Source organism: Ciceribacter sp. T2.26MG-112.2 (genome assembly GCF_900492205.1).
Classification (GTDB): Bacteria; Pseudomonadota; Alphaproteobacteria; order Rhizobiales; family Rhizobiaceae; genus Allorhizobium; species Allorhizobium naphthalenivorans_A.
In genome coordinates this window covers 26,345-39,974 of sequence record NZ_UEYQ01000019.1, presented here as the reverse complement: position 1 = coordinate 39,974, position 13,630 = coordinate 26,345, and the positions used below count along the sequence as shown (strand labels likewise).

13 protein-coding genes are annotated in these 13,630 nt (G+C 59.5%); 7 read left to right on the top strand and 6 right to left on the bottom strand.

The features are described 5' to 3' along the window. Positions 1 to 2 precede the first annotated feature (2 nt). From DYZ14_RS19165 to DYZ14_RS19150, 4 genes are all read left to right on the top strand, one after another. Entirely contained in the window at positions 3 to 350 is a 348-nt protein-coding gene (locus DYZ14_RS19165) for a TraR/DksA family transcriptional regulator (protein WP_154722173.1), read from the top strand. Between the two features lie 37 nt (positions 351 to 387). Further along, entirely contained in the window at positions 388 to 930 is a 543-nt protein-coding gene (locus DYZ14_RS19160; RefSeq protein WP_154722172.1) for an NYN domain-containing protein, read from the top strand. A 122-nt stretch (positions 931 to 1,052) separates the two neighbouring features. Continuing rightward, a complete protein-coding gene (locus tag DYZ14_RS19155; protein ID WP_154722171.1) occupies positions 1,053 to 2,285 on the top strand; it encodes an MFS transporter in 1,233 nt (410 codons plus the stop codon). An 18-nt stretch (positions 2,286 to 2,303) separates the two neighbouring features. Then, on the top strand, positions 2,304 to 2,483 hold the full coding sequence (locus DYZ14_RS19150; protein ID WP_154722170.1) for a hypothetical protein: 180 nt from the start codon (positions 2,304 to 2,306) through the stop codon (positions 2,481 to 2,483). Between the two features lie 223 nt (positions 2,484 to 2,706). Here DYZ14_RS19150 and DYZ14_RS19145 read toward each other — a convergent pair whose 3' ends face one another. From DYZ14_RS19145 to DYZ14_RS19135, 3 genes are read right to left on the bottom strand one after another with little or no spacing between them, the layout of a single operon-like run. After that, positions 2,707 to 5,970 carry an error-prone DNA polymerase gene (locus DYZ14_RS19145; protein WP_154722169.1) on the bottom strand — a complete coding sequence of 1,088 codons (3,264 nt, stop codon included), beginning with the start codon at positions 5,968 to 5,970 and terminating at the stop codon, positions 2,707 to 2,709. Further along, entirely contained in the window at positions 5,970 to 7,481 is a 1,512-nt protein-coding gene (locus DYZ14_RS19140) for a Y-family DNA polymerase (RefSeq protein WP_154722168.1), read from the bottom strand. Before DYZ14_RS19140 ends, DYZ14_RS19145 begins: the two co-directional genes overlap by 1 nt. Beyond that, positions 7,402 to 8,157: an ImuA family protein gene (locus tag DYZ14_RS19135; protein WP_154722167.1), complete on the bottom strand. Its 756-nt coding sequence runs from the start codon at positions 8,155 to 8,157 to the stop codon at positions 7,402 to 7,404. The genes DYZ14_RS19140 and DYZ14_RS19135 overlap by 80 nt, the downstream gene beginning before the upstream one ends. Before the next feature lie 207 nt (positions 8,158 to 8,364). Between DYZ14_RS19135 and DYZ14_RS19130 the strand changes: the two genes are divergently transcribed. The 3 genes from DYZ14_RS19130 to dinB all read left to right on the top strand — a co-directional run bounded on the left by DYZ14_RS19130 (position 8,365) and on the right by dinB (position 10,545). Further along, positions 8,365 to 8,625 (top strand): hypothetical protein, encoded by a 261-nt coding sequence (locus tag DYZ14_RS19130; protein ID WP_154722166.1) that lies wholly within the window; start codon positions 8,365 to 8,367, stop codon positions 8,623 to 8,625. An 82-nt stretch (positions 8,626 to 8,707) separates the two neighbouring features. Then, positions 8,708 to 9,385, top strand: a complete 678-nt coding sequence (locus DYZ14_RS19125) for an SOS response-associated peptidase (RefSeq protein ID WP_154722165.1) — start codon at positions 8,708 to 8,710, stop codon at positions 9,383 to 9,385. A gap of 77 nt (positions 9,386 to 9,462) precedes the next feature. After that, positions 9,463 to 10,545 carry a DNA polymerase IV gene (gene dinB, locus DYZ14_RS19120; protein WP_154722194.1) on the top strand — a complete coding sequence of 361 codons (1,083 nt, stop codon included), beginning with the start codon at positions 9,463 to 9,465 and terminating at the stop codon, positions 10,543 to 10,545. Positions 10,546 to 10,908: 363 nt separating this feature from the next. Here dinB and DYZ14_RS19115 read toward each other — a convergent pair whose 3' ends face one another. The 3 genes from DYZ14_RS19115 to DYZ14_RS19105 all read right to left on the bottom strand — a co-directional run bounded on the left by DYZ14_RS19115 (position 10,909) and on the right by DYZ14_RS19105 (position 13,567). Next, positions 10,909 to 11,055 (bottom strand): DUF1127 domain-containing protein, encoded by a 147-nt coding sequence (locus DYZ14_RS19115; RefSeq protein ID WP_154722164.1) that lies wholly within the window; start codon positions 11,053 to 11,055, stop codon positions 10,909 to 10,911. A gap of 172 nt (positions 11,056 to 11,227) precedes the next feature. Further along, positions 11,228 to 12,208: a 3'-5' exonuclease gene (locus tag DYZ14_RS19110; RefSeq protein WP_154722163.1), complete on the bottom strand. Its 981-nt coding sequence runs from the start codon at positions 12,206 to 12,208 to the stop codon at positions 11,228 to 11,230. A 591-nt stretch (positions 12,209 to 12,799) separates the two neighbouring features. Beyond that, a complete protein-coding gene (locus tag DYZ14_RS19105; RefSeq protein ID WP_154722162.1) occupies positions 12,800 to 13,567 on the bottom strand; it encodes a hypothetical protein in 768 nt (255 codons plus the stop codon). Between the last annotated feature and the right edge of the window lie 63 nt (positions 13,568 to 13,630).

Below are 13,630 nucleotides of genomic sequence, written 5' to 3'. Positions count from 1 at the left end.
CCATGAAGACTATCGAGGATCGCGATGTCGTCGAGATGTTCAAGAATCGTCTCGAACAAGAACTGGTTGAGACGGTTCGGCTAATTGACGAAAGTCGTGAATACCGCGCTCCGGTCGAGCTCGACCAACAGAGCGTCGGGCGATTGTCTCGCATGGACGCAATGCAGCAGCAGGCCATGGCGCAGGATATCACGCGCCGCCGCCAGCACCGGAAAGTTGCGATTGAACGGGCCTTGATCCGTATCCGTGATGGCGAATTTGGCTATTGCGCTGGGTGCGGGGAACCGATTGCCGTGCGACGGCTGGAGATAGACCCCACATTCGAGGCCTGCGTGCGTTGTGCGCCTTAACTGGTGCAAGCGTTGGCAAGGAAAAAAGGAGCGATTCATGTCGCGAGAACAACAGACCCTCTTTCTGATTGACGGAAGCCACTATGACCGCTTGCGGTCGGTATTTGAAACGCCTCTTGATCTGAAAAAACTGGCACAGGTTGCAAGCGGCGGATCGCCGATCAGCCAATCGAACTACTATCGTGATGCCCGTGATGACAATGAAGCCGAGCGTCTCCGCTCGTTGTTCGGTTGGCTGGAACACAACGGTTTTTCCGTCAGGGGTCGTACCCATAAGAAGGGTGAGCCACGCGAGCGGTATGGCACCAACCTCGTCCAGATCGCCGTCGACGCAATCCTTCTGGCCGAACCCGGTGACCACGTGATTATCGTCGCGGCAGACGCGAAGCTTGTGCCCATGTTCGAGGCGCTGCGGGAATACGACATCAAGGTGACATTGGTTTCGACCCTCAACGCTCCCGACACCATTGCGCCGCCGTCGATCCTCATCGAAGCCGCGAACACTTTCGTCGACCTGGCAACTTTGGTTGCGGACTTGGCGGTAGAGAAATCAAGCTCAAAGTCATCAGAGGAAGAGTGACGGAGCCCCGTAGGGTCTGGTATCCTGCTAAAGCTTGTTACAATCGCAAGTCCAATCCCCTCCCCACGTTTTGAAGCGCCCGGTCTTTGGCCTCTGGCGTACACCGCTTTGGATGACGAGAAATGTTCCGGTCCTATATTGGTTTCGCCAGCCTCAACTGGCAGCAGCTCCTGTTCGGTGCCCTGCTGATGGCGCTCTCGAGCTTCGGGCAGACCTACTTCGTCTCCGTATCGGGCTCGTACTTCCGCGAAGCCTTCAGCCTCAGCGACGGTGGCCTCGGGGCGACCTATGCGGCCGGCACCTTCCTGAGCGCATTGACCCTGACCTGGGCCGGCCGGCTTATCGATTACACGACCGTGCGTCGTTTCACCTGGTGCGTGGCATTACTTCTCGCCACGGCCTGCATTCTCGTTTCTGTCAGCGCCAATTTCGTCATGCTGGCAGTGGCCTTCTATTTTCTACGTCTCGGTGGACAGGGCTTGATGACGCACACCGCATTGACTGCGACGGCGCGCGCGTTCCCGCAGGATGCCGGAAAGGCGCTCGGTCTCATCGCACTCGGCCTATCCGTTGCACAAGGCCTTTTCCCGATCGCCGGAGTGACCATGATGGAACATCTTGGCTGGCGTACCGCCTGGATGATCAACGCGGGTCTCGTTATAGCCGGCGTATCGGTCGCCTTGATCTTTCTGCCGCGACCCGGGGACCAGGCAATCCGGAGCCGGAAAGACAAACCTCGCAAAGGCGATCAGAAGGCAAAGGCTCTCTGGCGCGATGCCCGTCTCCTGTTGACCTTGCCGGCTGTGCTCGCCGGGCCGTTCATTGTCACCGGCTTCTTTTTCCACCAGGCGCGTCTTGCCGAGCAGAAGGGCTGGGATATTTCCACGGTGGCCGCAAGCTTTGCCGCCTTCGCCATTGTCCAGGCGGTAGCATCTGTTGTCATTGGACCCATCATTGACAAAATCGGGCCGAAGAGCTTGCTGCCCGTGTTCCTGTTGCCGCAGGCCTTGGCAATGCTTGTACTCGGTCTTGTCAGCGCACCATGGATAGCGCCCGTTTACATGGTTCTGATGGCAGTATCGATGGCTCTGGGCTCCACGCTGGCAACAGCGCTTTGGGTCGATCTGTTCGGAACACGCGAACTCGCTCGCGTCCGCTCCTCAGTCGAGGCCGGGATGGTTGTCGCCAGCGGAGCATCACCGATCATGATGGGTCTGTTGATCGACGCTGGCATACCGCTGTCATGGCAGGCGCTCGGCTGCTGCGTTTACACGTTAATCGCTTCAGCGCTGACACTTTGGGTCAGGCGAAAATCCAGCGAGGAGATCGGACAATATGATGATGAAGGCCGATGAATGACATACGAACCAGGAATGCAGATCATCTTCGATGTCGTTGGCAAACGCGCGATGATCATTTTTCGCGGAAGCCTAATTGACCTGCCAGGCCCCTTTTCCACCCAATCCGAAGCAGTCTTTGCCGGAGAACAGAAATGCCGGGAACTGGGGTGGATGGCTCGCGCGAACAATAACAAGATTGATGTTCAAAAGTAATCCGCCGGCTCCATTTAGTTTCTCAGCCTTCTAAACACCCTTGCGGAGCGACGAAACTCGACCTTATCATTCTCGAGCCACGCATCCAGCCCACAATAGGCGACCGCTAACGCCGCCTCTCTGCCAACAAGCGCATCGGCTTGTTTAATGACAGCCTCATCGGCGCTCACTGTCCCTGTCGCCTTGCTTTTGACCGCATCTCCTCTGTAGCCGCCCACCGCACTCACTGAAAATTCCGGCTTTTCACCTTCAGCGTATCGATGTGCAGGTCAGGCACATAAATTTCACGCGCCTTGACGCCCATCGGCGGCCGCTCGCGGCTGTCCGGGCTGCCCGGTGAACCATGGGCGAACTCGTCGCCACGCCCTGTGGGCACCCGGAATGTATCCCGCTCGCCAAGGCTTGCCAGATCGCTGGTCAGATCGAACATCCGTTGCGCCACAAGATGCACGACGCCGCCTTCGCGCTGGATCTTGCCGTTGATCGCCATCATCGCGGATCCGAGCACGACGCGACGCTGCTTTTCGAACAGGCTCGGCCAGACGACGACATTGGCAACACCCGTTTCATCCTCGATGGTCATGAACATCACGCCCTTGGCACTGCCCGGTTTCTGTCGGACGAGGACAAGGCCTGATGTCATCAGCCAGCGACCATCGCGGGCTGATGTCGCCTCGGCGCAGGTGACAATATTTCGACGGATGAGATCTTCGCGCAGGAAGCTGACCGGATGGGCACGCAGCGTCACACCGGTATGGCCATAGTCCTCGACGACATTGGCGCCTTCGGTCATCTGCCGAAGTGCCACATCCGGTTCCTGCTGTTCGGCAATCACCGCCCGCTCGCGGTCGGCAGCCGCGGCAAACAGAGGAAGCGGTTCGTCGCGCAAGGCCTTGATCGCCCAGAGCGCATCGCGTCGTTCAAGTTTGAGAGCAGGCCGGAACGCATCGGCCTCGGCCAACTTGACCAGGGAGGCCGACGACACGCCGGCGCGCCGCCACATATCATCGATGGAGACAAAGGGCTCGTTGCCACGTGCCACTGCAATCTTTGCCGCATCCTGTTCGGGCAGCCCCTTCACCAGGCGCATCCCGAGGCGCACGGCATGGCTGTCGGTTTCCTCAATCTCTTCGAGCGTGCAATCCCACCGCGAGTGATTGATGCAGATTGGCCGGATCGCTACCCCGTGGGCCCGGGCGTCGGTTACGATCTGCGCTGGCGCATAGAAACCCATCGGTTGCGCATTGATGAGGGCGGCACAGAACACGTCCGGATAATGGCACTTCAGATAGGATGAGGCGTAGGCGATCAGAGCAAAGGACGCGGCATGGCTCTCGGGAAAGCCATATGAGCCAAAACCCTCGAGCTGCGAGAAGGTCTTCTCGGCAAACTCTTCTGTGTAACCGTTCTTCACCATCCCCTGGACAAGCTTGTCCTTGAACTTGCTGACCCCGCCGGTGAACTTGAATGTCGCCATTGAGCGCCTGAGCGCATCGGCCTCGCCGGCGGTAAAGCCGGCACAGACGATCGCCACCTTCATCGCACTCTCCTGAAATAACGGCACGCCCAGCGTCTTGCCAAGTACAGCCTCCAGTTCAGGCTTCGGATAGACGACCGCTTCCTTGCCTTCGCGCCGTCTCAGATATGGATGCACCATGTCGCCCTGGATCGGACCGGGACGAACGATCGCCACCTGGATGACCAGGTCATAATAGGTCTGAGGTTTCAGCCGCGGCAACATCGACATCTGCGCTCGGGATTCGATCTGAAAGGTGCCGAGTGTGTCGGCCTTGCGGATCATCGCATAGGTCGGCGGATCCTCCGGCTCGATGGTGGCGAGATCCAGTGTTATACCCTTGTGCTCTTGCAAGAGGGCAAAGCCCTTGGCCATGCAGGTCAGCATTCCCAAGGCCAGCACATCAACCTTCATGAACTTGAGCGCCTCGATGTCGTCCTTGTCCCACTCAATGGTCTGGCGGTCCTGCATGCGCGCCTGTTCGATCGGCACCAATTCGTCGAGGCGGTCATTGGTCAGCACGAATCCGCCCGGATGCTGGCCCAGATGACGCGGCGCGCCCATCAGCTGCTGCGCGAGTTCCAATGTCAGCCGCAGGCGGCGATCGGACATGTTCATGTTCAACTCATTGACCTGCTTTTCGCCGACACCCTCCTTGCTCCAGCCCCAGACGCCTGAAGACAGCGCCGTGATCATATCCTCGGGCAGGCCGAGCACCTTGCCGACATCACGAAGCGCGCCTTTGGCGCGGTAGCGGGTGACGGTGGCGCAAAGGGCGGCCTTCTGTCGGCCGTAGGTCTTGTAAATCCACTGGATCACCTCTTCGCGCCTGGCATGTTCGAAATCAACGTCAATGTCGGGCGGCTCGTCGCGCTCTTCCGAGATAAAGCGCTCGAACAAGAGATCGTTTGCGGCCGGATCGATCGCCGTGATCCCCAGCACATAACAGACGGCGGAATTGGCAGCACTTCCACGGCCCTGGCAGAGAATATCCTGAGATCGCGCAAAGCGCACGATGCTGTAGACGGTCAGGAAATACGGCGCGTAGTCGAGTTTGCGGATCAGGTCGAGTTCGTGATTGAGGGTCTTGACCACATCGTCAGGCACACCCTCGGGGTAGCGATCGCGCGTGCCCTCCCATGTGAACTTCTCCAGCGTCTGCTGTGCCGTCAATCCGGGGATGATCGCTTCCTCGGGGTACTGGTAGGTCAGCTCGCTCATGTCGAAGCGACAGCGGTCGACAATCTCTTGGGTGCGGGCGAGCGCCTCCGGGTACCGGATGAACAGCCGGTACATTTCCTCAGGCGGCTTCAAAAAACGATCGGCGTGCCGTTCGCGCAAGAAGCCCGCCTGATCGATGGTGGTGCGATGTCGGATGCAGGTGACGACATCCTGCAATTGCCGCCTGCCCGGCTCGTGAAACAGCACGTCATTGGTGACGACCGGCCGGACGTTGTGCCGGATCGCCAGAGTGTTGAGCTCGTGCAGGCGCAGTTGGTCGTTCGGCCGCCGGCGCAGCGTCAGTGCCATATAGGCGCGGTCGCCAAAAATCTCCTTCACCTTGCGCAGCTGGACGGCACATGCGTCGTCGGCCTCGTCAGGGATCAGGATGGCGAGCAGGCCCTCTGCATAAAGGGCGACATCTGACAAATCGAGGATGCATTTCCCCTTGCCGCCCCGCTCCTTGCCGAGCGACAGAAGCCGGCAAAGCCTCGAATAGGCGGCCCGGTCCGTTGGATAGACCAGCATCGACGTGCCGTCCGTCAGATCCAGCCTGCAGCCAACGACCAGCCGCACACCGGTTTCCTTCGCCGCTTCCCAGGCCCGCACGATCCCGGCAAGGCTGTTTCGATCGATGATGCCAAGCGCCTCGATACCGAGTGCCTTGGCGGTAGTGAACAGCTCATCGCAGCCTGACGCACCGCGTAGGAAGGAAAAATGACTGGTGACCTGGAGTTCAGCGTAGCGCATCAGCCGTAGATCCCGTGCAGGAACCATTTCGCCGTTCCGGTCGCGGGATCCACGCCGTCGCCGGAGCGATAGACCCAGAACCGATTGCCGTCCTCGTCCTCGACGGAATAGTAGTCCCTGACAGCCTCCATCTCGGATGTGCGAACCCACCACTCGCCGAAGACCCGTTCCGGCCCGTCGCCGCGCTTGATGCGGCGGCGCTTGCCGCGCCAGGTCATCGATGCCGGCGGATGGTCGGGTGTGAGCGCAATCACCTCGATCCGTTCAGGGTGCGCCAACATGCGGCTCGGCCGTGGCCAGCGGGTTGGCCAGGCCTGACCGAGTTTTGCGGCAATGGGGGAGACGCGCCCGACGTTGCGCTCGGGAACGTCGCTTTCAACCGGAGCCAGCCGGTACATGCGTTGGCCACGGTTTCCAAAACTGTCGAGCAGGGGCGTGACGTCGACGACGGTTTCTTCGACAAGCGAGGAGATCGACTGCTTTTCCTCGAATGGCTCGATCATGGCAGCAGTAAGGGACAGTTTCTCGATGCCGAAACCGGGATCGATCTTCTCGATGCTGGAACAGAGAAGCTTTGTCAGATGCTGGATATCGCGCACCGGCTTTGCCGTGCCGGCGCGCAAGGACTGCAAAGTGTTGTCGACGCGATAGATGATCAAATCGGCGCGGCGAACGCCCTGCCCGCGCGTCTCCAATGCGGCGCAGAGTTCGACCACGAGCTTGCCGATATATTTGGCGATGGTTTCAGCAGCCCCGATCGGCTCGGAGAAGGATCGGGCCACCTTGATCAGGTCCGCTGTGCGAATGGGATCGATCGGTTCAGCAAGACGTCCGAACATCTGATCGAGCCTGCGCCCCACCTCTGGCCCGAAGCGCAGTGTCAGAGGCGCCCGCGGCGTTGCCGAGAGCTCACCGACGGTGCGAAACCCGAGCACGCCCAGACCGCTGACGATGTCGGGCGGCAGACGAAGGCTGGAAATCGGCAGGTTGACGACAGCTTTGGCCGTCTCACCAACCGGCACGATGATCACCTCGCGCCGCGTGGCACGGGCAATCGCATGGGCGCTGCCCCAGGTGTCGGCGATGGCGCCGCGGGCCTGGAGGCCGTGGCCTCTCAAAGAGTTGACAAGACCAATCAGCATCGGCAACTCACCGCCGCGCAGATGGTCGGCGCCCTCGGTATCCATGACGATGCCGTCGGGACTGTCCGTCGCCACGACAGGCGTATATTGGCGCAGCATCCACAGTGCCAGGCGCTCAATCGCCAAGGCGTCACCGCCCGGATCGGCATCGACCAGATGCAGGCCGGATATCATCGCCTGGGCTTTTGCGGCGGGCATGCCGATCCGCACCCCGGCTTTGAAGGCCGCAGTGTCGATTGCCGCGACGGTGCGTTTCGATCCACTGCGGGAAACGACCACCACCGGTGTTTCAGGCAAAATTCCGGGATCGGCGCGCCTGATCCTGTCCGTCGCGAGCGTGGGGAGAAAGACTGATACGACCCGTGGCATCGCAGGCACCTATTTCAAATTCTGCGGCTTCTCCCGCTCTTGCTCTGATCAATTCCGCAAGCCATCTCGCCCGCCCAATGCCGGGGACGGGCAGCGGCTCGGAAGGCAGGACGCTGATGCGCCATCGCGTCGTGGCGGCCGTCGGCTGCCCGAAATCAGCGGCCTCCGTCGGGCGACGCCATCGTCGAAGCGCAATGCCGATCGTTCCCGAAGCCTCCGCCGCCAGTTGCAGGCGCCGCGAGGCGGTCATGGGCAGACGTACGAGCTCAGCGACGACGGCGCCAAGCCCACCAAAACGCAGGCCTTCTTCGAAATTCGTGAGCACGTCCTCTTCCCGGTCGGCCTCGACATAGATCACCCGGTCATGATGGAGGCCTGCCTGTGCCAGTGCCGGCGCGAACAGATCGGGTCGCGTCAGGCACCAGAGAATGTCACCCTTGGTTCGCGCGACGATGCCGGCGACAAAGAGAGCGGCGGCCGCACCATGGACCGCGTCGGCGCCACCACCAGCCACTTCGTGCAAGGCACCGCAGGCGAGCCCACCACCGGGAAGCTTTGCGTCGATCTCGGCGATTCCGAACGACAGCACTTCGCCCTTGCGCGCAGTCCCGCCTTCAAGCCGCCGAATGCGGTCCTGAAGTTCGGAAATGACGGGGTTGGCGGCAGTGATTGGCATCGGTTTCCAACGTCAAGAGTGCATTTGCATAGCCAAAAAAAGCTGATATGTTCTGTTTTTGTTCTTTAATCGGCGGTGAGTCAACGGGCAAGAATCGGGTGGACAGCAGCCGGCATCACGAGACGGCTGTTGCTCAATCGATTCATCAAGCAGATTCAATTCGATGCTGAATGGGACGAAAAATATCGTAGATGAGAAAATAGAAATATGGCCGGCCTGCTGACGCTCAGAGATTTCGAGGGACCGGTGATTACCGTCCAATGCAAACCGTGCGGGCAACAGGGCGAGCTCGATCGCAGGGCGCTGGTGAAACAGTTTGGCGCCAGCATGCGTTTTGTGGATCTACGCCGTCGCATGGCAATGGGCTGCGACAAGATGCATTGCTCTGACGGGCAGGATAGATGCGGGACGCAATTTCCCTGCTTGCTGGAGGCGGGCGTGGCAGTTGAGCTGCAAAAGCCCACGTGATCGCTGGAGCTTTCAAAGCTTGCTTGCATTCCAAAAGGGCCGGAAACTTCGCCTTGAGCCGCATTGGATAGGAGGACGGGTAGTGTGTAATCTCTATAATGTGACGACCACGCGTGACGCGGTTCTGCAATTTACAAAGGCGTTCCGGGATCGAGCCGGCTGGAATGAAGCCTCCTTCGACGTTTATCCAGGCTATCAGGCGCCGATTGTCCGCGTCGCCGAGGACGGACAGCGCGAGATTGCCCGGGCGACCTGGGGAATGCCGTCGCCGCCAACCTATGTGAAAAACTACGATCCCGGCGTCACTAATATTCGCAATGTGAGTTCGCCGCACTGGCGGCGCTGGCTTGGCCCGACCAGCCGCTGCGTCGTGCCGTTCACGTCTTTTGCCGAACCTGATCCTGCCAGCAAAGTCGAGGGCGGACGCGTGCCGAACGCCTGGTTCGCGGGCAATGAAGATCGGCCGCTCATGTTTTTCGCGGGCTTCTGGACCCCGTGGAAGGGCGTGCGCAAAGTCAGGGATGGCGAGCAGGAATACGAGCTGTTTGGATTTCTGACGACCTCGCCCAACGAGATTGTCTCGCCGATCCATCAAAAGGCCATGCCCTCCATCCTGACCACGCCTGAAGAAGTCGAGACCTGGCTGACAGCACCGTGGGATGAAGCCCGCCACCTACAGCGTCCGCTCCCGGGCAACATGCTGGTGATCGTGCCGCCACAGGCCAAACCGAAGCCGGACGAGGAAGGTCTGTTGCTTTGATCACCAACACCATGCACGACCGGGGCAGTCAGATGCCTGTTCACGACATGCCGGCTTACCGTCTGGAAACTGACGGAATGGGTGTCGTGCAACCCGTGCGCAAAATCATCCATGTGGACATGGACGCGTTTTATGCGTCGGTCGAGCAGCGCGATAATCCCGAGCTACGCGGCAAACCATTGGCGGTCGGTGGATCGGCGGCACGCGGCGTTGTGGCCGCCGCAAGCTACGAAGCGCGTGTCTTTGGTGTGCATTCGGCCATGCCGTCGATCACCGGCAAGCGCAAATGCCCGGATCTGATCTTCGTGCCGCCGCGCTTCGAGGTTTATAGACAGGTCTCGCAGCAAATCCGGGAGATCTTTGCCGAATATACGCCGCTGATCGAACCGCTGTCCTTGGACGAAGCCTATCTCGATGTTACCGAGAACCTGAAGGGCATGGAGATCGCCACGGAAATCGCGCTGGAGATCAGAGCGAAGATCAAGGCGGTCACCGGCCTCAATGCGTCTGCCGGCATCTCCTACAACAAGTTCCTGGCCAAAATGGCGAGTGACCTGAACAAACCAAACGGCCAAGCCGTCATCACGCCGAAGAATGGCCCGGGTTTTGTCGAAGCCCTCCCCGTCAAGAAATTCCATGGCGTGGGGCCGGCCACCGCCGAGCGGATGAAACGGCATGGTATCGAGACGGGGCTTGATCTCAAGTCAAAATCCCTCGCCTTCCTTCAGCAGAATTTCGGCAAGTCCGGTCCTTATTTCTACGGCATTGCCCGTGGGATCGATGAACGCCGGGTGAGACCCGATCGCATTCGAAAATCTGTTGGCGCTGAGGACACGTTCGTTGAGGACATCGGCGATCTCGATCTTGCCAAAGCCGAGTTGCGGCCATTAGCCGAGAAGGTCTGGCGCTATTGCGAGGCCCATGACATCACGGGAAAGACGATCACCGTCAAAATCAAATATTCAGATTTCAGTCAGGCGACACGCAGCAGGACCGTGTCGGGACTCGTGTCCGACGTCGACATGGTCTTGGAGAATGCTGAAACCCTGCTCGCCTCGGTGTTCCCGTTCAAACGGTCTGTACGGCTATTGGGGATTACCCTGTCATCGCTGAACACTGAAGAGAGCGGACAGGAACCGCAGCTCGCGCTCGGGCTCTGATACCATGGTCCTGAAAACGAAAAAGCCTGCCGCGGGAGGAGGTGCGGCAGGCTTTCCTAAAAGAACCGAACAACGGCTGGGAGGAGGAGTGCCGCCGTTCCGACAGACGCCCCTTGGGAGGAGGAGTGGGCCGTCTGAATTCGAAGCTCTGCGGGAGGAGGTGCATCGCTTCGATGAATACCAAGGTACCAGTTTCCGCCGCACACGAAACAGACTTTGCTGCAGTGCAGCTATGCGAGAAATGCAGAGCCCCACTCCCACGGAAGACATCTCCAGCACAGCGCCTTTCTATACGGCAGACACAGGAACGCCCGCGTCATCGGCGGGCGTAGTGTCATTCGGGATAGGCCGGGAAAAAGCCGCTTAGCGAGCGACGGACTGGCGGGCAACGCTGTGGATGTCGGCACGATCGATACCGAGGTCCTGCAGTTCGCGCGAGCTCATGCGGCCGAGTTCGGTAACGGTCTGACGGTACTTGCGCCAGTTGTTGAAGGATCGTGCTACCTTCATGATGATCCCCTTTCGTGAGGTCTCTTGACGCCAGCAACCATGCTTTGGTTCCAACGTCGTTTCGATGATTGGAATATAGGCTCTTCGCCGCCGATCGATACGTCACAAGGTCTCAGGTCGGCCATGCGTCCAAAGCATGGGCCTTTCTCAGAGACGGATCAAAGGGATGGCATCATGCCCGGAAGCGGTCGATGGCGGTGAGGCGTTTGATAGGTGGATCGGCATCGGGATAGCGGTAGATTTCGGCCCTGAGATAGCGGAGTTCATCATCGAGCGCTTCCTCGCCCACCTCGATCCACCAGGATTTAGGGCGGCCGTCGCTTCCGTCAGACCAGCGATAGCCTCGCGCCTTGAGGTGGTCCTTCATATCGAAGGGACTGTTCTCCGCGAAGATCCGGACACGCGACCGTTGGCTTGCTTCATAGAGTTCGGCGAAAGCGGTGGAAGCCGATCCATCGCCTTGCCGGGCGAGGACCTCCAGGAGCGCGAAACAATCATCGACAGCGCGATGACCATCATGGAAGTAGCCCGCCTGCCCGATCAGGTAGCCGAGCTTGGTTCCCTCATATCCGCGCGAAGCCCAGTCGATCTCGGAGTTGGAGCAAGCCCAGGCCTTACCGGAGAACAGATCAGAAAACGCCTCGCAGAATGGCCGGTCGAATCCGGCATTGTGGGCGATCAACAGATCCGCTGGTTCGATCAGCGCCTTTAAAGCAGCGATATCGATCGATTGTGCGGCCACCATCTCGTTGGTGATACCAGTAAGCCTGGTAATGTCGGAAGGAATCGAAACGCTCGGCTGCTGAAGCCCACCGTAGACCCCGGTGACGTCACCGATGTTTCCTGTGGCATCGAAGGTGAAAGCGATCACGCCAATTTCGATGATCTCATCCTTGCGAGCATTGAGGCCCGTGGTCTCGGTGTCAAGAATGATGCCCTTGAGCGGGAATTCTGGCCGTGGGAATGGCGCGACTGCGCGCGGCACCAGTTTTGTGAGGATGCGGTAGCGACCCGTCTCAGAGAGATGCCGAACCATGTCCTCTTCACTCATGAGGACGGCAGGCTGTTCGGGCTTGGCTAATCTGGAGCCGGCACGCGTGACCATCGGATCGCGCGCAGCATGCTCCGAAAACATGTCAAACTGTTCTGCCATTCCTGTTGCCAAAGCCCCGCCGCCAATTTGCCACCTTCAAAACACGGCACGATCGGCAGATCAACCTTGTTGATCGGGTGCGATTTCAGGCAATCTGTCGAGCCAGGTTTACGATCGCGCAGTTTCACGGAGTGACAGCTCTTGGGTCGTTGCGCAGAAACGCCCAAAACAGGAAGGGCATACCAGCTGCAGCGGGCACCGCGAAAGCCGTTCGCCTCCCGCAAGACCGGTTAAAAGGGTTGCCGCAGGAGGGTCAGCATAGCGACGGCAACGCCGGGATCCGGGACCGACAGCCCCCGGCGCGCGGGGCCGCTTCTCACATTCCAGAGCCCCCACCTTGCCTCCATGACCAGAATTGACGGCAAATAGATCCCAAGCCCCGCCCGCGATGAACCAGATTTGCAGCATCCACCAGGCACAGGGTCTGTTGGTTTGCGCTATCAATGCCAGGTGCTGCGTCGTCCGGCGCGGCGATTCACAAACTACAGAATGTGGTGTTGGCTGAGTATTTCTTGTGCGACGAAAATGCGCCGTCGTGTGCGCCAGAGTGCCCACCACGCGATAGTCCCAGCGACCACGTCCCTGGGGCCATCAGTGGAGGCTGACCGCCTCGATCCCGATCGGAAGGCCTATCCTGAAGAATTTATCGAACAACACCGTTTTCCGAAATTGCCTATCCATCATCGACATGGCTGGCACGTTCTTCGGCGAGTTCTCCAATACGCCCAGCCAAGTCAGCGGGCGAACGAGATTATGTGCGATGAACCAGCCTGCCTCGTGTCGGGGGCCGAGCGGTCCCCTCGCCGGGAAAAGCTCCACCGGGAGTGCCCATTCGGTATAATCGCCAAGCGTTACCCAGTCGCCCAACCGGGTCGAGACGATACCCAGCATATGCCTAAGGTCCCAGAACAGGGCAGCAGCTTCGGGGGAAAGACTCTCCTGCAGCGGAGCGGCCAGCATCCATTCTGCGAAAACGGCCTGAAGTTCCCCGTGATTGCCGAGTATCGACCTACCCCGCTTCGTGAGCAGGGCCCTACCTTTGTAGTGGCGGATGATACGAAGGTCCTGCAGCGCCCAATGCAGGATGGAGAGTGGAGGGAAATCCGGCTCGTTGAGAACTTTATTCACGGAATAGAGAATTTCGGGTTCATACCCCGGCCACTGGAATTCATGTGCGGCCCATTCGACGCATTTTCTATGAAAAGCGCCTAAGGATTGCGTCAGCGGAATGCCGCCGTTTTGCTCGACATAACGGAGAAGTTTCATGCCATTGGTGGCAAGTGGGCTAGCTGCCAGTTCATCCTGATGAAGAGCCGGAGACAAATACACAAAGGGGGAGAGCGTGGATGGGCGGAACATGGGAAATGATAATGCCGGATTAACTCACCGCCGTCATCTGCCCCGACACGATTTGATTTCAGA

Bases quoted from the DNA above. Each gene is read 5' to 3' on its own strand.
- DYZ14_RS19160 (WP_154722172.1), top strand. From the start codon at position 388: ATGTCGCGAGAACAACAGACCCTCTTTCTGATTGACGGAAGCCACTAT.
- DYZ14_RS19135 (WP_154722167.1), bottom strand. From the start codon at position 8,157: ATGCCAATCACTGCCGCCAACCCCGTCATTTCCGAACTTCAGGACCGC.
- dinB (WP_154722194.1), top strand. From the start codon at position 9,463: ATGGGTGTCGTGCAACCCGTGCGCAAAATCATCCATGTGGACATGGAC.
- DYZ14_RS19155 (WP_154722171.1), top strand. From the start codon at position 1,053: ATGTTCCGGTCCTATATTGGTTTCGCCAGCCTCAACTGGCAGCAGCTC.
- DYZ14_RS19165 (WP_154722173.1), top strand. From the start codon at position 3: ATGAAGACTATCGAGGATCGCGATGTCGTCGAGATGTTCAAGAATCGT.
- DYZ14_RS19110 (WP_154722163.1), bottom strand. From the start codon at position 12,208: ATGGCAGAACAGTTTGACATGTTTTCGGAGCATGCTGCGCGCGATCCG.
- DYZ14_RS19145 (WP_154722169.1), bottom strand. From the start codon at position 5,970: ATGCGCTACGCTGAACTCCAGGTCACCAGTCATTTTTCCTTCCTACGC.
- DYZ14_RS19105 (WP_154722162.1), bottom strand. From the start codon at position 13,567: ATGTTCCGCCCATCCACGCTCTCCCCCTTTGTGTATTTGTCTCCGGCT.
- DYZ14_RS19115 (WP_154722164.1), bottom strand. From the start codon at position 11,055: ATGAAGGTAGCACGATCCTTCAACAACTGGCGCAAGTACCGTCAGACC.
- DYZ14_RS19140 (WP_154722168.1), bottom strand. From the start codon at position 7,481: ATGCCACGGGTCGTATCAGTCTTTCTCCCCACGCTCGCGACGGACAGG.
- DYZ14_RS19130 (WP_154722166.1), top strand. From the start codon at position 8,365: ATGGCCGGCCTGCTGACGCTCAGAGATTTCGAGGGACCGGTGATTACC.
- DYZ14_RS19150 (WP_154722170.1), top strand. From the start codon at position 2,304: ATGCAGATCATCTTCGATGTCGTTGGCAAACGCGCGATGATCATTTTT.